The 22,369-nt window shown below is 49.9% G+C and carries 17 protein-coding genes; 15 read left to right on the forward strand and 2 right to left on the reverse strand.

Annotated features, from left to right (window positions below):
• Window positions 1-22: 22 nt before the first annotated feature.
• A complete protein-coding gene (locus VSQ62_RS01250; RefSeq protein ID WP_334632743.1) occupies window positions 23-265 on the reverse strand; it encodes a TIGR03905 family TSCPD domain-containing protein in 243 nt (80 codons plus the stop codon).
• Window positions 266-541: 276 nt separating this feature from the next.
• On the opposite strand from VSQ62_RS01250, the gene VSQ62_RS01255 reads away from it, so the two are divergent.
• The 14 genes from VSQ62_RS01255 to VSQ62_RS01320 all read left to right on the forward strand — a co-directional run bounded on the left by VSQ62_RS01255 (window position 542) and on the right by VSQ62_RS01320 (window position 17,068).
• Window positions 542-1,234, forward strand: a complete 693-nt coding sequence (locus tag VSQ62_RS01255; RefSeq protein WP_334632744.1) for a 5'-methylthioadenosine/adenosylhomocysteine nucleosidase — start codon at window positions 542-544, stop codon at window positions 1,232-1,234.
• 129 nt (window positions 1,235-1,363) lie between these two features.
• Window positions 1,364-2,536, forward strand: coding sequence for a hypothetical protein (locus tag VSQ62_RS01260; protein WP_334632745.1), 1,173 nt, complete (start codon window positions 1,364-1,366; stop codon window positions 2,534-2,536).
• 94 nt (window positions 2,537-2,630) lie between these two features.
• A complete protein-coding gene (locus VSQ62_RS01265; protein ID WP_334632746.1) occupies window positions 2,631-3,977 on the forward strand; it encodes a glucose-6-phosphate isomerase in 1,347 nt (448 codons plus the stop codon).
• Window positions 3,977-5,452: an aminotransferase class I/II-fold pyridoxal phosphate-dependent enzyme gene (locus tag VSQ62_RS01270; RefSeq protein WP_334632747.1), complete on the forward strand. Its 1,476-nt coding sequence runs from the start codon at window positions 3,977-3,979 to the stop codon at window positions 5,450-5,452. The genes VSQ62_RS01265 and VSQ62_RS01270 overlap by 1 nt, the downstream gene beginning before the upstream one ends.
• Window positions 5,445-6,032, forward strand: a complete 588-nt coding sequence (locus tag VSQ62_RS01275; protein ID WP_334632748.1) for a nucleoside/nucleotide kinase family protein — start codon at window positions 5,445-5,447, stop codon at window positions 6,030-6,032. Before VSQ62_RS01270 ends, VSQ62_RS01275 begins: the two co-directional genes overlap by 8 nt.
• On the forward strand, window positions 6,019-7,008 hold the full coding sequence (gene holB / locus VSQ62_RS01280; protein ID WP_334632749.1) for a DNA polymerase III subunit delta': 990 nt from the start codon (window positions 6,019-6,021) through the stop codon (window positions 7,006-7,008). The genes VSQ62_RS01275 and holB overlap by 14 nt, the downstream gene beginning before the upstream one ends.
• A 4-nt stretch (window positions 7,009-7,012) precedes the next feature.
• Window positions 7,013-7,924 carry a PSP1 domain-containing protein gene (locus VSQ62_RS01285; protein WP_334632750.1) on the forward strand — a complete coding sequence of 304 codons (912 nt, stop codon included), beginning with the start codon at window positions 7,013-7,015 and terminating at the stop codon, window positions 7,922-7,924.
• The gene (locus tag VSQ62_RS01290; protein ID WP_502957799.1) at window positions 7,917-8,663 is read left to right on the forward strand and encodes a tRNA1(Val) (adenine(37)-N6)-methyltransferase; all 747 of its coding nucleotides are present in this window, start codon (window positions 7,917-7,919) and stop codon (window positions 8,661-8,663) included. Before VSQ62_RS01285 ends, VSQ62_RS01290 begins: the two co-directional genes overlap by 8 nt.
• A 59-nt stretch (window positions 8,664-8,722) precedes the next feature.
• The gene (gene rsmI / locus VSQ62_RS01295; RefSeq protein ID WP_334632753.1) at window positions 8,723-9,577 is read left to right on the forward strand and encodes a 16S rRNA (cytidine(1402)-2'-O)-methyltransferase; all 855 of its coding nucleotides are present in this window, start codon (window positions 8,723-8,725) and stop codon (window positions 9,575-9,577) included.
• Window positions 9,578-9,699: 122 nt separating this feature from the next.
• On the forward strand, window positions 9,700-10,812 hold the full coding sequence (locus tag VSQ62_RS01300) for an ABC transporter ATP-binding protein (RefSeq protein WP_334632754.1): 1,113 nt from the start codon (window positions 9,700-9,702) through the stop codon (window positions 10,810-10,812).
• Between the two features lie 166 nt (window positions 10,813-10,978).
• Window positions 10,979-12,079 carry a PucR family transcriptional regulator gene (locus VSQ62_RS01305; RefSeq protein ID WP_334632755.1) on the forward strand — a complete coding sequence of 367 codons (1,101 nt, stop codon included), beginning with the start codon at window positions 10,979-10,981 and terminating at the stop codon, window positions 12,077-12,079.
• A 63-nt stretch (window positions 12,080-12,142) separates the two neighbouring features.
• Window positions 12,143-14,428: a hydratase gene (locus VSQ62_RS01310; protein WP_334632756.1), complete on the forward strand. Its 2,286-nt coding sequence runs from the start codon at window positions 12,143-12,145 to the stop codon at window positions 14,426-14,428.
• A 105-nt stretch (window positions 14,429-14,533) separates the two neighbouring features.
• Window positions 14,534-15,013: an RNA polymerase sigma factor gene (locus VSQ62_RS01315; RefSeq protein ID WP_334632757.1), complete on the forward strand. Its 480-nt coding sequence runs from the start codon at window positions 14,534-14,536 to the stop codon at window positions 15,011-15,013.
• Between the two features lie 18 nt (window positions 15,014-15,031).
• Entirely contained in the window at window positions 15,032-17,068 is a 2,037-nt protein-coding gene (locus VSQ62_RS01320) for a beta-propeller domain-containing protein (protein ID WP_334632759.1), read from the forward strand.
• A 68-nt stretch (window positions 17,069-17,136) separates the two neighbouring features.
• Here VSQ62_RS01320 and VSQ62_RS01325 read toward each other — a convergent pair whose 3' ends face one another.
• Complete coding sequence (locus VSQ62_RS01325; protein WP_334632760.1) at window positions 17,137-17,715, reverse strand: biotin transporter BioY; 579 nt, start codon at window positions 17,713-17,715, stop codon at window positions 17,137-17,139.
• A gap of 892 nt (window positions 17,716-18,607) precedes the next feature.
• Between VSQ62_RS01325 and VSQ62_RS01330 the strand changes: the two genes are divergently transcribed.
• Complete coding sequence (locus VSQ62_RS01330) at window positions 18,608-22,363, forward strand: hypothetical protein (protein ID WP_502957705.1); 3,756 nt, start codon at window positions 18,608-18,610, stop codon at window positions 22,361-22,363.
• Window positions 22,364-22,369: the final 6 nt, after the last annotated feature.

A 22,369-nucleotide genomic window follows, 5' to 3' on the forward strand; every position in this document is an offset into this window, starting at 1 on the left:
GACGTATTCTGTGAGGGAGATATCATTCTCCGATTGCCTGTCTGAGAGCCTTGGCAAGCTGGTCCGGGCAGGATGTTGGTTTATTTCCGCAGGTTATTCCTTCCATGCGGGAGATAGCGTCATGCACGTTCATGTCAACGACAAGGCTTGCGATTCCCTGAGTATTGCCGTTGCATCCTCCGACAAATTCTACGTTCTTAATAATATCTCCGTCCACATCTACCCTGATTAGCCGTGAACAGACACCAGATGGTCTAAAATCCATATCAATAAGCCTCCTTATAAATATTTTATCCACAGAGATTATAACAAAAATGTCTTTTAAAATCTATACCCATTTGGGTATCCCGTAATACATGCCCTTGACAGGGCGGGCGGACTTCGTCCGATAAGGTATACCCAAGGGCATACCGTAATACATGCCCTTGACAGGGCGGGCGGACTTCGTCCGATAAGGTATATCTATTCAGATATTCCATATTGCGTTATACTTACAGAATGTGCTAATCTGGTAAGGGTACGAAAGGAGGAAATGAAGACAATGATAGGAATTATCGGAGCAATGGAAGAAGAGGTTGCAGCATTGAAGGAGGTTATGGAGGTTCAAGAGACGGTGGAGCAGGCGTCTATGGTCTTCTGCAGAGGAATTCTGTGCGGCAAAGAGGCAGTCGTAGTGAGAAGCGGGATCGGCAAGGTGAACGCGGGGATATGTGCGCAGATTCTTGTGGATAGATTTCAGGCGGACGTGCTGATCAATACAGGGATTGCCGGTTCGCTGGATGCGAGGATCGATATCGGGGATATGGTGATCTCTGCGGATGCACTGCATCACGATATGGATGCGACTCAGTTTGGCTATCCGATCGGCCAGGTTCCAAGGATGGAAGTTCTGTCCTTTGCGGCGGACGAGGATCTGGTGAAGAAGGCGGTGGAGGCCAACGAGAAGGCGAACCCTGATATCCATACATTTATAGGGCGGGTCGCAAGCGGCGATCAGTTTATCGCGTCCAAAGAGGTTAAGGAGAATATTGTAAAGAATTTCCATCCGCTATGCGTTGAGATGGAAGGTGCGGGGATTGCCCAGGCAGCGTACTTGAATAAAGTTTCGTATGTCATAATACGTGCCATTTCGGACAAAGCTGACAATAGTGCGACCATGGATTACCCCGCCTTTGAACGGCAGGCAATTGCCCACAGTGTAAGGCTTGTGAAGGAATTGCTGCCTGCAATATAGAAGAAAGACCTTCCATGATATTTTCGGAAATGACAGATTATCCCATGGAAGGATGCGGAATCTGTAGAACGGTTTTTGTGCTCTCCTTTTGAATTTCGGTTATAATTCTAATCAAAAGGAGGGTTTTTTATGTTAGAGACAATGTTGGACAGGCACATCATATTCGTGTTTATGGGAATCCTGACAGCCGTAGGGATTATGAGTAAGTGTATTGCGAATGTCGCATTGAAACGGCTGATTCGGGCAGCGGGAAATATGAATAAGAGCACCCACCCGCTGATGCGCCTGGTACGTGCCAAATTCGAGCATGTCAGTATGATCAGCGACAAGGTGGAGAATGTGAGCGTATTTGTGGACAAGTATCTGTATGAATATAAGGTGCTTGGGGTGAGGCTTCACAGTTGGAGACGGATGGAGAAAACAGCAGCGGGCCTGTGTCTGCTGGCGGGCGCAGCGGGGGCGTGGATTGAATACAGCGTAAATGGAATGAGTAGCACGGTGTGGAAGACCGGAGCGGTCGGAGGCGGACTTGCCGCGATCGTATTTCTGATCCACCTGACGACGGACGAGAAGTATCAGATGGAAGCCGTAAGAAATTATATGGTGGACTATCTGGAGAATGTATGCCGCCATAAGTATGAGAAGACGAATCAGAAGGAGATCAAGATTCTGGCACAGGAAGGAACGGCGGCAGATTTTACCAGTATGCCGGCGGATGACCAGGAGAATATCCCGGAATATGCGGGCAAGGCGTATGGGGGGAAGAGTCAGGAGACTGCCGGCAAGATATATGAGAACCGGACGCAGGAAGAAGCTGAGCCGCTTTTTGCGGCAAAGACCCGGGAACCGGACGAAGAGGTCTATGCTACGAGGAAGCGTGAACCAATAAAGGGCCAGAGCGCCGTGAGTGCATTTCTTGCAGCGGAGCTGAAGGCAGAGGAGGCGGAACGGGAGGAAGAGCAGGATACATACCGGGCGGTGAAGTCGGGTACGGGTAAGACTGCCGAGATATATCATTCCGCAGAGTTGGAGGCAGGCGAGGTCGCCAGCGCTTTTCGCGTCGCAGAGTCAGCGCCGGAAGAGAATATCGTCGAGCTTCCCAAACCAGAGAAGGTCAGAGAACCTGTCAGGGAGGCGCTGGCAGCGGCCGTATCGGATTCGGGAGATTATGCCGGTCAGACCAGAAGCGCCGTACAGCGCCCGGCTATGGCGAAGGAGAAGAAGCCAAGAAGGGAACGCCCGGCGGAGGAGGCAGACAGGGATGTTGTGATCCGGCGGATATTAGAAGAGTTTATGGCGTAAACTGGGCATAAACCGGATGTTGGGGCAGTTGACGAAATCTTCCTGATTTGGTAAAATATCTATTATACTTTTAATAGAAGGAAGGAGCCCTAATATGAGCAAAGTAACGTTTGATTATTCAAAAGCAAAGACATTTATCTCAGATCATGAGATCGCATCTATGAAGAAGATCGCAGAGAATGCGAAGGCCGAACTTCTGGGAAGAGAAGGCGCTGGGAATGATTTCCTTGGCTGGATCGATCTTCCGGTAGATTATGACAAGGAAGAATTCGCGCGGATCAAGGATGCAGCGAAGAAGATCCAGGGAGATTCAGAGGTTCTTCTTGTGATCGGTATTGGAGGCTCGTACCTGGGTGCAAGGGCGGCGATCGAGTTCCTGCGCCATAATTTCTACAATATGGTATCGAAGGAGATCCGCAAGACTCCGGAGATCTATTTCGTAGGCAACAGTATCAGCAGTACCTATCTGAAGCATCTGACAGATGTGATCGGGGAGAGGGATTTCTCGGTGAATATTATCTCCAAGTCGGGGACGACGACCGAGCCGGCCATCGCGTTCCGTATCTTCAAGAGTATGCTTGAGAAGAAGTACGGCAAGGAGGAAGCTGCGAAGAGGATCTATGCGACGACCGATAAGGCAAGAGGAGCGCTTAAGAATCTGGCGACAGAGGAAGGTTATGAGAGCTTCGTAGTTCCGGATGACGTAGGCGGCCGTTTCTCCGTATTGACAGCGGTAGGGCTTCTTCCGATCGCAGTAAGCGGTGCTGATATAGACAAGCTGATGGAAGGCGCGGCAGATGCAAGAGAGCATGCGCTGAATGATTCTTATGAGGAGAACGATCCGGTGATGTATGCGGCGATCCGCAATATTCTTCTCCGGAAGGGCAAAGCCGTTGAGATCCTTGCCAACTATGAGCCAAGCCTTCACTATGTATCTGAGTGGTGGAAGCAGCTCTACGGAGAGAGCGAGGGGAAGGACCAGAAGGGAATCTTCCCGGCGTCCGTTGACCTTACCACGGATCTTCATTCTATGGGACAGTTTATCCAGGACGGAAGCCGTATTATGTATGAGACGGTTCTGAACGTAGAAGAATCCACGGAAGAGATCGTGATCGGAGAAGAGCCGGTTGATCTGGACGGCCTGAATTACCTGGCGGGCAAGAATGTCGATTTCGTCAATAAGAGTGCTATGAACGGAACGATGCTTGCACATACGGACGGCAATGTTCCGAATCTGGTTGTCAATATCCCTAAGCAGGACGAGTTCAGCCTTGGCCAGTTGTTCTATTTCTTCGAGTTTGCCTGCGGCGTAAGCGGATATATCCTTGGTGTGAATCCGTTTAATCAGCCGGGGGTTGAGAGCTATAAGAAGAATATGTTCGCACTTCTTGGCAAGCCTGGATTCGAGAAGGAAAGAGAAGAGTTGTTGAAGAGATTATAATGTGCACGCTATATGACAGATTGATAGAGTACAGCAGTTCGGATTACTATGGATTCCATATGCCGGGGCACAAGCGGCAGATGAACATGATGGGGGCGGCGGCGCCGTATGAGATCGATATTACAGAGATCGACGGTTTTGACGACCTTCATCATGCGGATGGAATTCTTGAGGAAGCCCAGGCCCGTGCGGCGAGGGTTTATCATGCGGATGAGACACATTTTCTCATCAACGGAAGCAGTGTAGGGATCTTAAGTGCTGTTATCGGTGTGACGAATAGAGGCGATACCGTGCTTGTGGCAAGAAATTGCCACAAGTCCGTGTATCACGCTATCGAGATGAACGGGTTGAATCCGGTGTATCTGTCGCCGGGAGTGAATCCGTCGGTTCAGTTTAATACAGAAGTTTCTGCAAAGGATGTGAGAAGGGCTCTTGAAAGGGTTCCCGGAATCCGTGCGGTCATTATCGTGTCGCCGACGTATGACGGCGTTGTATCTGATGTAGAAGCAATATCGGAAGCGGTCCATGAAAAAGGTATTCCACTCATTGTTGATGAAGCCCATGGAGCGCATTTTGGTTTTCACCCTTATTTCCCGGAGAATAGCAATCAGGCAGGCGCGGATATTGTGATCCACAGTCTGCATAAGACGCTTCCCTCCCTGACGCAGACGGCGCTCCTGCACATGAACGGAGGGCTTGTCAGGCGGGAGAAGGTCAGGAGATATCTGCATATGCTGCAGAGCAGCAGCCCGTCTTATGTGTTGATGGCAAGTATTGATTCCTGTGTGGATCTCCTTGAGAACCAGAGAGAGGAATTATTTGATTCGTATACAGAGCGGCTTGAGAAGCTGCGGACGAGACTTGCGGGGCTGCGCCGGCTGAGACTCGAAGAGACTGCGTGTTATGACTGTTCGAAGCTTGTGGTCTCCTCGGGGGATACAGGACTAACGGGCAGAGAACTGTACAGGATACTGTTGGAAAGATACCATCTCCAGTTGGAGATGGCGGCGGGGACCTATGTCCTTGCCATGACTTCTGTCGGGGATACTGACGAAGGGATGGAACGGCTTATGACGGCGTTAGAAGAGATCGACAGTATGACGGGGACGGCCGCATTATCGGACCAGATGCCGTACAGTGGAAAGTGCGGCGCTGCGGACGGTGAAACTATCAGACAAAATTCAGGATTAATATACGATATTCCTTGCCTTCCCAGGCCAGATGTGGTATATAATAGTTTTGATATAGAAGAAATGAAGAAGAGTTGGCAGACGGCAGTTCTTCCATGGCAGGACAGCGTGGGACGCGTGGCGGCAGAGTATGCGTATCTGTATCCGCCTGGGAAGCCATTGATCGTACCGGGAGAAAGGGTATCACAGGAGGCTGCGGATGTGTTACAATGGTATTATGAGATAGGATTTTCTGTGGAAGGCATAAAGAGGGAAGGATGTATTGAGGTTTTGATGCATGGGTAAGATATACTATATGATGGGTAAGAGCTCCTCCGGGAAGGATACACTGTTAAGAGAACTTAGGAGAGCGCTGCCGGAGCTTCGGGCTATGACGCTCTATACGACCCGGCCGCCCCGGGACGGAGAGCGGAACGGAGTGGAATATTTTTTTGTATCGGAGGATACATTGAATGCTTACGGGAGACAGGGCAGGATCATTGAGGAGAGGGCTTATGACACCATGCACGGGATCTGGAGATATGCGACCGTTGACGACGGGCAGGTGGAGCTTCGGGAAGCAGATTATCTGGTGATCGGTACGCTTGAGTCTTATCATCGGATGAGGGAATATTATGGAGAGGATAATGTCAGACCGATCTATATAGAGGTAGAAGACGGAGAGCGGCTTACACGCGCCCTCGAACGGGAGAAGGGACGTAAAGTTCCGGGATACGCGGAGCTATGCAGAAGATATCTTGCGGATATGGTTGATTATTCGGAAGAGAATCTTGCGAAAGCGGGAATTGGCAAGAGATACTTGAACTATGACAGGACACGATGCTTAGAAGAGATTATAGGGGAAATACAAAATGGGAAGCTTTAAGGATGTGGTAGGCCACAAAGATATCATTAATTATATCAGGAGTGCGGTAGAGAAGGATCAGGTATCGCATGCATATATTCTGAATGGAGAGCGCGGAGCCGGCAAGAAGCTGCTGGCGAATCTGTTCGCTGTAAGTCTGCAGTGTGAAAAGGGAGGGCCGGATCCTTGCAACAATTGCCATTCCTGCAGGCAGGCGGAGAGCGGCAACCATCCGGATATTATCAGGGTGACGCATGAGAAGCCGAATTCGATCAGTGTGGATGACATTCGTGAGCAAGTCAATAATACGATCATGATCAAGCCGTACCAGAGTCCGTATAAGGTCTACATCATCGATCATGCAGACATGATGACGCCGCAGGCGCAGAATGCATTGCTTAAGACGATCGAGGAACCGCCGCAGTACGCAGTGATCATGCTGTTGGTGGAGAATGCGGAGATCCTGCTTCCTACTATCAATTCGAGGTGTGTGATGTTACGGCTTCGCTATATCAAGGATGTGCTGATCAAGAAGTATCTGATGGAGAACCTGAAGGTGCCGGATTATAAAGCCGATCTGTGTACGGCATTTGCCCAGGGGAATATGGGACATGCGATTATGCTGGCGAACTCGGAGCATTTTAATGAGATACGCGAGGAAGCGGTCCAGATGCTTCGGAATATCCATGAGATGGAATTAAGCGAGATTATTGAGACGGTGAACCGGATCACCGTATATAAAGTAGAGATCAGTGATTATCTGGATATCATAATGGTATGGTATCGGGATGTCTTATTATATAAAGCGACGAGGGATATAGAGACGGTTGTGTTCAAGGATCAGATCAATTATATCAAAGAGCAGGCGAAGAACAGTTCTTATGAAGGGATCCAACTGATTCTGAGCAGTTTCGAGAGAGCCAAATCAAGGCTTAAGGCGAATGTGAATTTTGAACTGACGATGGAGCTGTTGTTCCTGACAATAAAGGAGAATTAATAGTATGACGAGAGTGATTGGAGTGAGGTTCCGCCCGGCGGGGAAGATCTATTTCTTCTCACCGGGGAAATATGATGTCAAGACCGGCGATAAGGTCATCGTTGAGACGGCGAGAGGCGTGGAGTTCGGGTCGGTTGTCCTGGGACTTAAGGAAGTGGAGGATGATAAGATCACCCAGCCGTTGAAGTCTGTGATCCGGATCGCGACCCAGGATGATATCCGCAAGGAGGAGAAGAACCGGGAGAAGGAGAAGGAAGCCTTCAATATCTGCCTGGAGAAGATTCGTAAGCATGGGTTGGAGATGAAGCTGATCGACGCAGAGTACACGTTTGACAATAATAAGGTTCTCTTCTACTTCACGGCGGACGGGAGGATCGACTTCCGTGAGCTGGTCAAGGATCTGGCGAGTGTCTTCCGTACAAGGATCGAGCTTCGTCAGATCGGCGTGCGGGACGAGACGAAGATCCGCGGGGGGATCGGGATCTGCGGGCGTCCTCTGTGCTGCCACACGTATCTGACAGAATTTGCCCCCGTATCTATTAAGATGGCGAAAGAGCAGAATCTATCTCTGAATCCGTCCAAGATCTCGGGTGTGTGCGGCAGGCTGATGTGCTGCCTGACCAATGAGGAGGAGACTTATGAGGAGCTGAACAGCAGATTGCCGTCAGGCGGCGATCATGTGACGACGCCGGACGGGCTTAAGGGCGACGTGCAGTCGGTCAATGTGCTGCGGCAGCTTGTGAAGGTGATTGTGACGCTGGAGAACGACGAGAAAGAGATCCGTGAGTATAAGGCCAGGGATCTTAAGTTCAAGCCAAGGCGCAAGAAGAAGGATATGAGGCTGTCCAGGGAAGAGATGGCGGAGCTTAAGGCGCTGGAAGAGAAGAACGCGGCTTCCAAATTAGATGATGAATAAGCGGGAATTAGTGAGAGAAGGAGAACGCCTGGACGATCTGCAGATCAAAGGATACGAGATCATACAGAGTCCGGGGCGTTTTTGTTTTGGCATGGATGCGGTTCTCCTCTCATCTTATGCAAATGTGAGGAAGAATGAGAGAGCGCTGGATCTTGGGACGGGAACGGGGATCCTGCCGATTCTTCTGGAGGCGAAGAATGAAGGGCTTCATTATACCGGGCTTGAGATACAGGAAGAGAGCGCGGATATGGCCAGAAGAAGTGTCAGATACAACGGTCTGGAGGAGAAGATCGACATTATAACAGGAGATATCAGAGAGGCATCGGGGATCTTCGGGCCGGCTTCTTTCCAGGTGGTCACGGTGAACCCGCCCTATATGATCGGCGAGCACGGGCTTAAGAATGAGAATGAGGCGCTGTATATAGCAAGGCATGAGGCGCTGTGTACGCTGGAGGATGTTCTTAAGGAAAGTGCAAGGCTCCTGCCGCCAAGGGGCAGGTTCTATATGGTGCACCGGCCTTTCCGGCTGCCGGAGATCTTGTCGAAGATGACGGCATACCGGATCGAGCCTAAGCGGATGCGCATGGTCTATCCGCGTGTGGACAGGGAGCCTAATATGGTGCTGATCGAGGGGCTTCGGGGCGGCAATCCCAGGATGCAGGCGGAGCCGCCGTTGATCGTGTATGAGAAGGACGGAAGCTATACGGATGAGCTGCGGCGGATCTACGGCTGTGGGTAGGACGTGCGGCAGAAGCGGATGGAACGGGCAGGCTTATCCGTGCAGATAAGGTGGTAGATATGTCAGAATATGGGAATACATCAGGAACATTATATTTGTGCGCGACGCCGATCGGCAACCTCGAGGATATGACGCTGCGGTGTATCCGTATCCTGAAGGAAGTGGATGTGATTGCTGCGGAGGACACCCGCAACAGTATCAAGCTGCTGAATCATTTCGAGATCCGGACGCCTATGACCAGTTATCACGAGTATAACAAGATCGAGAAGGGACGCAGGCTTGTAGAGCGTCTTCTTCAAGGGGAAGATATCGCGCTGATCACGGATGCCGGGACTCCGGGGATCTCTGATCCCGGCGAAGAGCTGGTGCAGATGTGCCGGGAAGCAGGCGTTGGAGTAACGGCAGTGCCGGGTGCGGCGGCGTGTATCACGGCGCTTACCGTCTCCGGGCTTCCGACCAGAAGGTTTGCCTTCGAGGCATTTCTGCCGGCGGATAAGAAGGAGAGGCAGGCGGTTCTTGAAGAAATGAAGGAAGAGACTCGGACCATGGTGCTGTACGAGGCGCCCCACAGACTTGTCCGGACGCTAGGGGTATTGCTGGAGACTCTTGGGAACCGCAGGATCCGAGTATGCCGGGAGCTGACGAAGAAGCATGAGACGGTATATGCGGCAAGCCTTGAGGAGGCGCTTGCGTATTATGAGGTGAACGCGCCCAGGGGTGAATGTGTGCTTGTGATCGAGGGAAAGAGCCGGGAGGAGATACGCGCCGGGGAGATCGCCAGATGGGAGAGCATGAGCGTGGAAGAGCATATGGAGCACTATCTTAAGGGCGGAATGGAGAAGAAAGAAGCCATGAAACAGGTGGCGAAGGATCGGGGAGTCAGCAAAAGACAGATTTATAGTCAACTTGTATAATATTTCACAAAAAGATTGTTCAACTTGGGTATACCGGAAGTTGGACTTTTTTTATATACTTTTTAACAGAGCAAGACGGTATCACAGATACAAATTTTTTTAATTATGGAGGGAAACCCAAAATGGCAAGTTTATCATTAAAACACATTAATAAGACATATCCAAATGGTTTTGAAGCTGTAAAGGACTTCAACCTTGAGATTGAAGATAAGGAATTCGTCATCTTCGTAGGACCTTCAGGATGTGGTAAGTCAACAACACTTCGTATGGTAGCAGGTCTGGAAGATATTTCTTCTGGTGAGTTATGGATCGGCGACAAGCTGGTTAACGATGTAGAGCCTAAGGACAGAGATATTGCGATGGTATTCCAGAACTACGCTCTGTATCCGCATATGACAGTATATGACAACATGGCATTTGGTCTTAAGCTGAGAAAAGTACCGAAGGATGAGATCGACAAGATGGTACGCGAAGCTGCTAAGATCCTTGACCTGGAAGCATTATTAGACCGTAAGCCGAAGGCTCTTTCCGGTGGTCAGAGACAGCGTGTTGCTATGGGACGTGCGATCGTTCGTAATCCTAAGGTATTCCTTATGGATGAGCCTCTTTCCAACTTGGATGCTAAGCTGCGTGGACAGATGCGTATTGAGATCTCCAAGCTTCATCAGAGATTGGGTACAACTATCATCTATGTAACACATGACCAGACAGAGGCTATGACACTTGGTACCAGAATCGTAGTTATGAGCGCTGGTATCGTTCAGCAGGTAGATACTCCTCAGACATTGTACGATCGTCCGTGCAACCTGTTCGTTGCAGGATTCATCGGATCGCCGCAGATGAACTTCGTAGATGCTAAGTGTAAGGTAGAGGGCAAGAAGGTTTCTCTCGTTGCCGGACCTGCATCTATCGAGCTTCCGGAAGCTAAGGCTAAGAAGCTGATCGACGGCGGATACAACGGAAAGACTGTTGTACTTGGTATCCGTCCGGAGGATGTACATGATGAGCCAGACTTCCTTGCTAAGTCTCCTAATACGATCATCGAAGCTACAATCCGTGTATACGAGATGCTTGGTGCAGAAGTATACCTGCACTTCGATTACGAGGGATCTACTATGACAGCAAGAGTTGATCCAAGAACTGCTGCAAGAACAGGCGATACTGTTAAGTTCGCACTGGATGCTGACAGAATTCACGTATTCGACAAAGAGACAGAGAACACAATTACGAACTAGTTTGTTTTGTATTAATTTGGTGATAATGAAATATCTGATAAGTGATAAGAACGGCAGCCTAGAAGGCTGCCGTTCTTATATGTGAAAATTAGAGTATACTCTTGTCCGTATACGGTATTGTGTGGTAGAATAAAACATGTACGTTACAAAACAGGGAGGTAATCGAATGTTATCAAATCAGATACTACATAAAGCAGTACAGGATATTAAGAGAATTACCGGTTTAGAATGTGCCGTATGGGATATGAAGGGAATCTGCTTAGTCATGACGAATGAGCGTATGACAAGCCTTGATCAGGCGGTTGCAAAGTTCTGCGGGGCGGCGCCGACTGTGTCGGCGGAGGAACTTCTTTTTCGGATAGAGAAGGATGTAGGGATGTTCCTTGTGCATGACGACGAGGATCCTTGCTACAGCCTTGTGCTGAAGGGCGGCAGCCCGCAGATGGAGATGGCGGGGAGACTTGGCGTAAGCCAGTTGGAGAATCTATTGTTTGCGTACAAGGAGAAGATGGATAAGAATCGTTTTATCCAAAATCTGATCCTGGACAATATGCTGTTGGTCGATGTGTATAATCAGGCTAAGAAGATGAAGATCCCGGTGGAGCTCAGGCGGACGGTGTTCCTGATCGAAGCCAGGAATGAGGCGGAGAATCTGATCCTGGAGACCTTGAAGGGGTTGTATGCTACCGGCACGAAGGATTTCGTGACGGCTGTGGATGAGCGGCACGTGATCCTTGTGAAGGCGCTGGAGAATACGGATGATTATCTGCAGCTTGACCAGATCGCCAGGGAACTGGTGGATACCTTGAATATGGAAGCCATGGTCAGTGTGCGGATTGCTTACGGAACGATCATAAGCGAGCTTAAGGATGTGTCCAAGTCATACAAGGAAGCAGATATGGCGCTGGAAGTAGGGCGGGTATTCTATGCGGATAAGAATATTCTTGCCTACAATGAGCTTGGGATCGGCAGGCTGATCCATCAGCTGCCGGCATCTCTGTGTTCGATGTTCCTGAATGAGGTGTTTGAAGGAAATACAGCGGATCAGTTCGAGGAAGAAGAATTGATCACGGTCTATACATTTTTCGACAATAACCTGAATATCTCGGAGACAGCGAGACAGTTGTACGTGCACCGCAATACGCTGGTGTACCGGCTTGAGAAGATACAGAAGAGGACAGGCCTTGACGTCAGAGTGTTCGAGGATGCGCTGACCTTCAAGATCGCCATGATGGTAGCCGACCATATGAAGTATATCGGCGGATAGGAGCGCTGTTGAGGTAACACGGATACAGGAATGCGGATAAGTAGAACAGGAGAAGACAAAGATATGGTAAAATTATATGATAAAGGTGTTTATCTGTTAAATGGAACAGAGATCGTGGAAGATGTGAATGAGGTCCGGACGAAGACCGGGAGAGAGGTATCCCAGGCAGAAGCGGCGAAGGAGACGATGGCATATCGGATATTGGCGGATCACAATACGTCAGGGAATATGGAGCGGCTGCAGATCAAGTTCGACAAGCTGACCTCCCATGACATTACGTTTGTCGGGATCATTCAGACAGCAAGGGCATCAGGGCTTGAGCGGTTCCCGATTCCGTATGTGCTGACGAACTGCCACAATTCTCTGTGTGCGGTGGGCGGAACCATCAATGAGGATGACCACATGTTTGGCCTTACCTGTGCGAAGAAATACGGCGGTGTGTATGTACCTCCGCATCAGGCGGTCATTCACCAGTATGCGCGGGAGATGCTCGCAGGCGGCGGTAAGATGATCCTGGGATCGGACAGCCATACACGGTATGGAGCTCTTGGAACCATGGCGATGGGCGAAGGCGGACCGGAGCTTGTGAAGCAGTTATTGAATAAGACCTATGATATCAAGATGCCGGGAGTGGTAGCCATCTATCTTGACGGAGAGCCTGTTAAGGGCGTGGGACCGCAGGACGTGGCGCTTGCCATTATCGGCGCAACATTCGGCAACGGATATGTGAATAATAAGGTCATGGAATTCGTAGGGCCCGGCGTCAAGAGCTTAAGTGCGGATTTCCGTATCGGAGTCGACGTTATGACTACGGAGACCACCTGCCTATCTTCCATCTGGACGACGGACGAGACGATCCGGGAGTTCTATGAGACTCACGGAAGGGAAGCAGAATATAAGGAACTGAATCCGGGAGCTGCGGCATATTATGACGGTCTGGTATACGTGAACTTAAGTGAGATCAGGCCTATGATCGCGATGCCGTTCCATCCGTCTAATGTATATACGATCGACGAGGTCAACGCGAACCTTAAGGATGTGCTTCATGATGTGGAGGAGAAGGCTAAGGTTAGTCTTGACGGGGCTGTGGACTATACGCTGCAGGACAAGATCGTAGACGGCAGGTTGTACGTGGAGCAGGGAATCATCGCGGGATGTGCAGGCGGCGGATTCGAGAATATCTGCGCGGCGGCAGATATCATACGCGGACGCTATATCGGTGCGGATGAATTCACCTTCAGTGTGTATCCGGCGAGTACGCCGATCTATATGGAACTGGTGAAGAACGGCGCGGTTGCGGATCTGATGCAGGCGGGGACGATCGTGAAGACGGCGTTCTGCGGACCGTGCTTCGGTGCGGGAGATACGCCGGCGAACAATGCGTTCTCCGTCCGTCACTCAACGAGGAACTTCCCCAACCGTGAAGGCTCTAAGCTGCAGAGCGGTCAGATCGCGTCCGTGGCTCTTATGGATGCGCGTTCGATCGCGGCGACGGCGGCGAACAAGGGCTTCCTGACTCCGGCGACGGCTATGGATGTGGAGTATCAGGGGCGGAAGTATCATTTCGACCGGAAGATCTACGCGAACCGTGTATTCGACAGCAAGGGGGAGGCGGATCCGTCTGTGGAGATCAAGTTTGGCCCGAATATCAAGGATTGGCCGAAGATGGCGGCATTGCCGGAGAATCTGCTTCTGAAAGTAGTATCTGAGATCCACGACCCGGTTACGACGACAGACGAGCTGATCCCGTCCGGGGAGACATCTTCTTACCGTTCCAATCCTCTGGGACTGGCGGAGTTCGCACTGTCAAGGAAGGATCCGGCGTATGTGGGCCGGGCCAAAGAGGTACAGAAGGCGGAGAAGGCGATTGAGGCAGGTGAGTGTCCGGCGGAGGTGCTTGAGGAGCTTAAGCCGGTGATGGTGAAGATCCATGAGACATATCCGGAGATCGGAAGTGTGAATCTGGGGATCGGCAGCACGATCTTCGCAGTGAAGCCGGGAGACGGTTCTGCCAGGGAACAGGCTGCATCATGTCAGAAGGTGCTTGGCGGTTGGGCGAATATTGCCAATGAGTATGCGACCAAGAGATACCGCTCCAATCTGATCAACTGGGGCATGCTTCCATTTACCACGGAAGAAGATCATGAGAGCTTAAGCTTTAAGAACGGAGATTATATCTTCGTGCCAAAGATCAGGAAAGCGGTCGAAGAGAAGCAGGCCGAGATCAAGGCCTATGTAGTGGGGGCCGGAGAAGCCTGGAAGGAGATCACGCTTAAGACAGGAGATATGACGGATGCGGAGCGTGAGATTATATTAAAAGGATGCCTGATCAATTATTATAGAGGATAATATGCAATATTTCGAAAGAGGCTGCAACAGTAGCCTCTTTTTTTGACTCTTATGTATATACGGAAATGAGACGGTGCAAATTGATTATTGCAGGGAGGAGAAGATATGAGATGCGACGCGAAGACATTTGCGCAGATGTATGAGACTGTCTATGTGGATCTGTACCGGTTTGCCCTGTGCATGATGCAGAATCAGCAGGAGGCGGAGGACGCGGTCAGCGAAGCGGTGGTTGCAGCTTATGAGAACATAGGGAAGCTTAAGAAACCAGACGCTTTCAGAAGCTGGATATTTACGATAGTGTCGAACATATGCAAGAAGAGACTGAAAAAAGAAGCGGCAAGGCGGGATTACTTCGGGGAAGAGACATATGTGCAGGCGGCCTATGAGGACCCAGATGTTGGCCTGGCTGTAGACGTCAGGAAGGCATTCTTCCTTTTGGAGGAGGAGGAGCAGACGATCGTGGGTTTATCGGTCTTCGGCGGCTATAACAGCAAGGAGATCGGGGATGCCTTGAAGATGAACCCTAATACGGTTCGTTCCAAGAGGAGCCGTGCGCTGCAGAAGATGGAATGTGTGTTGAGATAAGTGAAAGGAGGCGGCTGTATGAATAAGAGAGAACAGGATGTATTAGATCAGGTAAGGCAGAGGACGGCGGACATAAAGGTCCCGGAGAAGCTTGAGCCGGACAATATCCGCCGAATGCTGGAAGAGAAGGAGAGGGAGAAGGAAAAGAAAGAAAATAAAAAGTCCAGATGGGGAGTCCGGAAGACCAGTGCATTGGCGGCGGCGTGCGCGGCGGCTGTGATCGGTATAGCTGCATGGAAGACTTCGGGAGCGGGCGGTACGGCAGATTCAAGGCCTGGGAACTGGGCATCGGGGATTGATATGCAAGATGAGATACAGATTGACGACAGCCGTATGATTGCCCAGGCAGAGAGCTATGATCAGGTCTATGGTTACCTGGAGGAATATCAGAGGCGGCTAAGAGAGATGGAAGAGTCCGTTATAAAGCATGAGGAGCTGTATGAGGCGGAAACAGGGGCGGCTGACGGAGGTATGAACGGGGAGACCAAGATGATGGAGAGCACTGCGGAAGACAGGGCGTCGACAGACAGCGCTCCTGCAGAGATAGCACAGGACACAAGCGGAGCGGGCGGATACTCGGAGACGAATGTAAGGCAGGAGGGCGTAGACGAGGGGGATATCGTGAAGACGGACGGAACTTATCTCTACGTTCTGGAAGATGATGGAGATAAGATCGCCGTGGTTGATTCCAGGAACCAGGATATGAAGAAGGCGGCATCGATTGAGGTGGGCAGTAATTGCTATATCGAGGAATTCTATGTCGTGCCGGAACAGAAGAAGCTGGTGGCAGTTTGCAGCCAGGGTGGTGGAGACCTGTTATATTCGGCGGACCCTTCTTACCAGGGAACAGGCGACAGCTCGGCGGTTGTGGCTGTGACTTATGATATCGAGGATCCCAAGAATCCTGTGGAGGAAGGAAGGGTCAGCCAGAGCGGATATTATAATTCTTCTAGGATGTCGAACGGGTATCTGTATCTGTTCAGTGAGTACCATATCTGGAGTGAAGTAAGCCAGAATGAGCCAAGGGAATTCATTCCGCTGATCGGCGGAGATGTGATGAGAGCGGATGATATCTATCTTCCTCCGGTCTCTCAGGCTAATATGTATGAAATTATCACGGCGGTAGATTTGAAGAAGCCGGATAAGGCGAAGGACAGCAAGGCGATATTATCGAAAGGCGGAAGCCTGTATGTGAGCAATCAGAATATCTACTACTACGAGGAGGAATGGGGATATTCGGCCAGCGGGTGTGTCACAACCCTTCGTAAGGTTGCGTACAAGGACGGACAGCTAGAGGCGAAAGCACAGGGGCAGTTTGACGGATATCTGAAGGATTCCTTCTGCATCGACGAGTATGACGGATGCTTGAGAGTGGTTGTGACCAAGCAAGACAGAGTGGGAGGAGATTCCAATGCCGTGTATATTCTGGACGGAGAATTAGAGCAGGTCGGGGCCATCGAGGGGCTTGCGAAGGATGAGAGGATCTATTCGGCGAGATTCATGGGAGATACGGCTTATTTCGTGACATTCCGCGAGACCGACCCGCTGTTCAGTGCGGATCTGTCAAACCCGAAGAAGCCGAAGATCGTCGGAGAGCTTAAGATCCCGGGATTCTCGGAGTATCTTCATTTCTATGGGGAAGACCGGCTTCTTGGAATCGGGATGAATGTGGATGAGGAGACGCTGGTAACAGACGGCGTGAAGCTTACCATGTTCGACATTTCCGACAAGACGGATGTGAAGGAGTCAGATACCCATGTGCTGAACAATGTATACAGCACGGAGGTTTCTTATGATTATAAGGCGGCGCTGATCAGCCCGGAACGGAATATCATCGGATTCCCCGGGGATTCCGAAGGCGGTCAGAAATATTTCCTCTTTGAGTATGATGAGGACAATGGATTCATCTGTAATATGGAAGAGAAGATCAATGGAAATGGAATGAGGAGTTCAAGAGGTCTCTATATAGAAGATACCCTGTATGTGGTTCAGGGAAATATTATAGAAGCGTACAGCCTGAAGGAATATAAGAAAGTAGATGATCTGATCCTGTAAATGTAATATGACCGGCGCGGTCTGGTACAACCTTACCAGACCGCGCCGGATAACAAAAAGAGATTCTATTAACGCAGTTTTTGCAGGCGGATCTTCAAGGCAGGGCCGATGATGACTGCAAGAAGGATCTTCAGGGTATCTCCGGGGAGGTAGGGGATCACACCGATCGAGAGAGCCGCCGTGAAGGGAAGCTCCATCTGGAAAGCCAGCCATGCCGTACCAAAGGCATAAGCGACGGCGGTTGCAAGCGCCATTCCGATCACGGTAAGGAAACGCCGGTCAGAGAATCGCTCAACGAAGATTCCGGCCAGTATGGTCATGAAGATGAAGCCCAGCAGATACCCTCCGGTTGGTCCGGCGATCTTGCCGGGACCTCCGGCGAATCCGGAGAATACCGGAAGTCCGGCGGCGCCCAGCAGCAGATATACAAAATAGCTGATTGAGGCGTCTTTCCATCCGAGTATGTAGACGCTGATCAGCAGTACCAGATTCGTAAGAGAGATCGGAACAGGACTGACCGGGATCGGGATGGCGAATGGGGCAAGGACACAGGTAATGGCAGTCACCATGGAGATCAGGACCAGGCGGTGCGTGGTCAGACGCCCGGACTTATCAGATGGTTGGTTGGTTGTCGTAATGTTTTTCATTGAAATATTCCTTTCTTGGCTGGATTGAATAGTTGTATGTGACTAAGTATATGCGAGATCAGATAAAATGTCAACTAAAAACATGATATGGTTAACAAACGGAATTGTATAGTATTGTGTGAATTGATAGAAAAGAATATAATAATCAGAATATTTTGATGGAATATATTTATTATAAATTTATAAGATGAAAATTCAAAAATAGTATTGACAAATATGCAAGGGAGTGGTATTATTAACTCAATCCAAAAGATAATAAAAGGAAGGAGGCTTAATCCATTGGACAATGTAAAGAATTCAACAACTCAATATGTTAGTGGTATGGCAGATATAAGTTCCCGCAGACTAAGCCTTAACCATAGAGAGATAAGCCGGTAAATTGAATGAAAAGAAGAGTCGGAGAAGAAGAGACCGGATATAAGAGATAGATGAAGATTTGCAGACATATTGAGAATTATACCACATAGATCCGAAGTGATTAGACGATGTGCATAGGAACATTACCTAACAGAACGGATATGATTTGTGCAAGCTGTAGCGAGCGTCCATAAGATTTATAGAAGGGATAACGATCTATACCAGTGAGGGGCAAGCTTATTTTATACATTTACCTTGGACACGATGTATAGAGTAGCGGGACAGGTATAAGATAAAAGGCAGAAGGGAACGTCTGAATCTAAATAAGAATCCTCCGATTTATATAGGAATATGATAAAACTTAATATAGAAAAATAACGGAGCATTACCGGATAACTAAATTGATAGTTTAAGGGATGCTCCTTTTTTTGGCAATTTGCGCCGTATATTTTGACATTACTCATGGCGTATGATAGAATTATATTCGTAAAAATGTAGAATGATGCAGTTTTAACAAATTTTTGAGGTGAGAAGTTTGGATAAATATGAATATAGGGTGAAAACAGAGCAGATGCAGGAGTACATGGAGAAGAAGCAGTACAAGAAAGCGATGGAGATCGCGGATACGATTGACTGGCGCAGGGTCAAGAATGTAGCAACTCTGAATTCTGTAAGTGAGATTTATGAATATAACGGCGAATTTCAGAAGAGCCGGGATATTTTGTTTGTAGCGTTCGATCGTTCTCCGGGGAGCAGGAAGATAGCGTATCGACTGGGGCTGCTGGCATTGAAGATCAATGATGTGGAAGAGGCGGCGGATTGTTATGAAGAATTTGTGAAGCTGGCGCCGAAGGATCCGAATCAGTTCATATTAAAATACAGGATATTGAGTGCACAGGGAGCGCCGCTCAGTGAGCAGATTGCTGCCCTGGAGGATTTTAAGAAGTCAGAATATATTGAGAAATGGGCGTTTGAGCTGGCAAGGCTGTATCATGAAGCAGGGATGACGGCAGAATGTCTGGAAGAGTGTGACGATCTGATCTTGTGGTTCAGTGAAGGCAAGTATGTTTATCAGGCTATGGAGCTTAAGATGCAGTATAAGCCGCTGACGCCTCTGCAGCAGGAGAAATACGACGCATGGCCCGGTGCGTCCAAGAAACCGCGCCCGTTGAAGAGGAATACTTCGGCGAAGATGCCGGTTTCACTGGGCGGGGAAAGTGCGCCTGTCGGCAGGGGAGAGACGCAGGAGCCTGTTGTTGACGCGGGAGAGAAGCCTGAGACTTCTGATCCGGATAGAGAAGAGGCGCCGCAGGAATTGCCAGCGGATGCGGGAGAGGGCTCTTCTATTAAGAAGGTTGTGAAGGGTGCGACGCTCCAGGAGGCGCTTGCGAACGGTATGGCATTCGCGAGCGGTATGAGGAGCGTAGAGAAGACGGTTGCCAGGGTGAAGGAGGGTATTCGCCAGGTTACCGGTCAGATACATATGGAGGCGCTTATTAATGGTAAGAAGGATGAAGAGAAGGCAAAAGAGCCGGCTCCTGCAGAGGAAACCTTGCAGATAGAGGAGCCGGAGGAGCCGCAGCCGGAGGAACCGGTACGCAAGGAGAAGACTGGCGTGATTATGACGGACAGGAAGACCAGTGCGCTCCGTGCAACGGGTCAGATGCGGATCGAAGAGATCCTTCAGGAATGGGAAGCAAAACAGAGAGCGAATGCGGAAGCCATAGAGAGACAACGGGAAGAGGATGATGAGAAGCTAAGAAGAGAACGGGATGAGATCGGTCTGCAGAAAGAGCTTGCGCGCAGAGACGCGGAGCGTAAGGCGAAAGAAGAAGGTATGACTCCTGAGGAAATGGAGGCTGCAAACAAGCTGGCAGAAAAGGAAGCGCTTCGCAAAGCAGCAGAGCGCAAAGCGGCTGAGGAGAAGGAAGCCAAGGAGAAGGCGGCTCTGAAAGCGGCGGAAGAGCGCAAGGCGGCAGCGGAAGAAGCCGCGCGCAAGGCAGAGGAAGCGGCGCTTGCGAGAAAGGCGGCGGCGGAAGAGGCTGCGCGCAAGGCGGAAGAGGAAGCGGCGGCGAGAAAGGCGGCAGCGGAAGAGGCGGTGCGCAGGGCAGAAGAGGAAGCGCGTAAGATTACGGAAGAAGCGCTGCGTAAAGCAAGCGCGATCGCAGCCGGGAAGGCGGATGCAGCGGAAGCGGAGGAAGCGGCGGAAGAAGCGTCCGGGAAGGCAGATACAGCGGAAGCGGCGGAAGAAGCGTCCGGGAAGGCAGAAGCGGCGGAAGAAGCGTCCGGGGAGGCAGAAGCAGCGGAAGAAGTGTCCGGGGAGACGAATACAGCGGAAGCGGCGAAAGCGGCAGTAGAAGAGGCAATTGTGCAAGAGCCGGCGGAAGCTTTGGCTGATACGGAACCGGAAAAGGAGATCGATCTGGCAGACCTGATGGATAGTATTCCGGATATAGATCTGATGGTGGAAGGCGAGCAGGGAAGCCTGGATGAAGAAGCTGAAGAGAAGCCGGTTAAGCGTAAGGTAAAACAGACTACGAAGAAGACGGTGGCGGCGGACAAACCAGAAGAGAAGCCGGATGCCATCGACGGTAAGACACAACGGATACCGGATGATATTGTAAGGCTCATGGAAGAATTGGGCGAAGATGCTTCTGATTCTGAAAAGGAAGATATCGGCGCCGAACAACTTGAAGAAGACTTTGACGAGGAAGATTACGAAGAAGAAGATTTTGACGAGGAAGATCTGGAAGAAGACTTTGAGGAAGAGGAAGATTACGAAGAAGCCGCCGCTGAGGAGACTGGAGAAGAATCTGAGGAGGACTTTGAAGAAGAGGAAGAAGACTTCGGAGAAAACCTTGAAGGAGAAGACTTTGAAGGAGAAGACTTTGAAGAAGATAACTTTGAAGAAGAGGAAGAAGACTTCGGAGAAGAATTTGAAGAAGAAGACTTTGAGGAAGAGGAAGAAGACTTCGGAGAAGAATTTGAAGAAGAGGACTTTGAGGAAGAGGAAGAAGACTTCGAAGAGGAATTTGAAGAAGAGGACTTTGAGGAAGAGGAAGAAGACTTCGGAGAGGAATTTGAAGAAGAGGACTTTGAGGAAGAGGAAGAAGACTTCGGAGAGGACTTTGAAGAAGAAGATTTTGAAGATGAGGACGGCTTCGAGGAGGAAGATTACGAGGAGGAACTAGAAGAAGAGGATCTGGACGAAGAAGACTTTGAGGAAGATTACGAAGAGGACTTCATTGAAGAAGACTTTGAAGAAGAGGGCTTTGGCGAAGAGGACTTTGAGGAGGAAGACTACGAGGAAGAGGATCTGGACGAAGAGGACTTTGAGGAAGAGGAAGAAGAAGACTTCGAAGAAGAGGATGAATTTGACGAAGAAGAGGAACTTGAGATTGAAGAGCCGTCCGAAGAAGAGATTCAGGCAAGGATCAAGAAAGCGAAGGGCAGCGGGGTTCCATTCGATACTGGATTCGTTGTAACGGGACGTTATGATCTGAGCGCGACCAGCGAGATCGGTCTGAAAGCGGGGCTTACTGAGGAGCAGAAGAAGCTGTTCTCGTATTTTGTTCCGGTAAGGGGAATGAGCGAGCAGATCGTGGAAGTGCTGGATAATGACAGGAGAGCCCGCAAGGAAGGAACTTCCAGGACAGGAAATCTTCTGGTGATCGGGCGCAAAGGTTCCGGTAAGACGGTGCTGGCGGTAGATATCGTCAAAGCGATCCAGAAGCAGCGGAATCTCAAGCAGGGAAAAGTTGCGATTGTAACAGGAGAATCTTTGAATAAGAAGGAACTGACTAATATTATCCAGAAACTGCGCGGGGGAGCAATTATCGTCGAGAAAGCAGGCAAGTTGAATTCCAGGACTATTAAGGAGCTGAATCGCCTGATGGAGAGAAAGACGGGAGAGATGCTCTTCGTGCTGGAGGATCAGAGAAAGCCGCTGGAGCGTATTCTGACAGCGAACCCGGAATTCAAGAAGAAGTTCTCATCTAAGCTGGAGCTTCCGGTATTCGTCAATGATGAATTGGTTACTTTTGGCCAGACATATGCGAAGGAGAATGGATACAAGTTGGATGAGATGGGTATTCTGGCTCTGTACAGCCGTATTGATGTGATGCAGCGCGAGGATCATGCCGTATCGGTTGCGGAGGTCAAGGATATCATGGATGAAGCGATCGAGCATTCACAGAAGGCCAATGTCAAGCATCTTGCCAGAAGAGTATTCGGAAGAGGTACGGATGAATCTGACCGGATCATTCTGAAAGAAGAGGATTTCAAGATATAATGTCCG

Source organism: Sporofaciens sp. JLR.KK001, assembly GCF_036941055.1.
Taxonomy (GTDB): Bacteria; Bacillota; Clostridia; order Lachnospirales; family Lachnospiraceae; genus Sporofaciens.

What these genes read in the sequence shown, in the direction of transcription:
- VSQ62_RS01255 (WP_334632744.1), top strand. Translation starts at nt 542, where the DNA reads ATGATAGGAATTATCGGAGCAATGGAAGAAGAGGTTGCAGCATTGAAG.
- VSQ62_RS01260 (WP_334632745.1), top strand. Translation starts at nt 1,364, where the DNA reads ATGTTAGAGACAATGTTGGACAGGCACATCATATTCGTGTTTATGGGA.
- VSQ62_RS01315 (WP_334632757.1), top strand. Translation starts at nt 14,534, where the DNA reads ATGAGATGCGACGCGAAGACATTTGCGCAGATGTATGAGACTGTCTAT.
- VSQ62_RS01310 (WP_334632756.1), top strand. Translation starts at nt 12,143, where the DNA reads ATGGTAAAATTATATGATAAAGGTGTTTATCTGTTAAATGGAACAGAG.
- rsmI (WP_334632753.1), top strand. Translation starts at nt 8,723, where the DNA reads ATGTCAGAATATGGGAATACATCAGGAACATTATATTTGTGCGCGACG.
- VSQ62_RS01300 (WP_334632754.1), top strand. Translation starts at nt 9,700, where the DNA reads ATGGCAAGTTTATCATTAAAACACATTAATAAGACATATCCAAATGGT.
- VSQ62_RS01320 (WP_334632759.1), top strand. Translation starts at nt 15,032, where the DNA reads ATGAATAAGAGAGAACAGGATGTATTAGATCAGGTAAGGCAGAGGACG.
- holB (WP_334632749.1), top strand. Translation starts at nt 6,019, where the DNA reads ATGGGAAGCTTTAAGGATGTGGTAGGCCACAAAGATATCATTAATTAT.
- VSQ62_RS01285 (WP_334632750.1), top strand. Translation starts at nt 7,013, where the DNA reads ATGACGAGAGTGATTGGAGTGAGGTTCCGCCCGGCGGGGAAGATCTAT.
- VSQ62_RS01265 (WP_334632746.1), top strand. Translation starts at nt 2,631, where the DNA reads ATGAGCAAAGTAACGTTTGATTATTCAAAAGCAAAGACATTTATCTCA.
- VSQ62_RS01275 (WP_334632748.1), top strand. Translation starts at nt 5,445, where the DNA reads ATGGGTAAGATATACTATATGATGGGTAAGAGCTCCTCCGGGAAGGAT.
- VSQ62_RS01250 (WP_334632743.1), bottom strand. Translation starts at nt 265, where the DNA reads ATGGATTTTAGACCATCTGGTGTCTGTTCACGGCTAATCAGGGTAGAT.
- VSQ62_RS01305 (WP_334632755.1), top strand. Translation starts at nt 10,979, where the DNA reads ATGTTATCAAATCAGATACTACATAAAGCAGTACAGGATATTAAGAGA.
- VSQ62_RS01290 (WP_502957799.1), top strand. Translation starts at nt 7,917, where the DNA reads ATGAATAAGCGGGAATTAGTGAGAGAAGGAGAACGCCTGGACGATCTG.
- VSQ62_RS01270 (WP_334632747.1), top strand. Translation starts at nt 3,977, where the DNA reads ATGTGCACGCTATATGACAGATTGATAGAGTACAGCAGTTCGGATTAC.
- VSQ62_RS01325 (WP_334632760.1), bottom strand. Translation starts at nt 17,715, where the DNA reads ATGAAAAACATTACGACAACCAACCAACCATCTGATAAGTCCGGGCGT.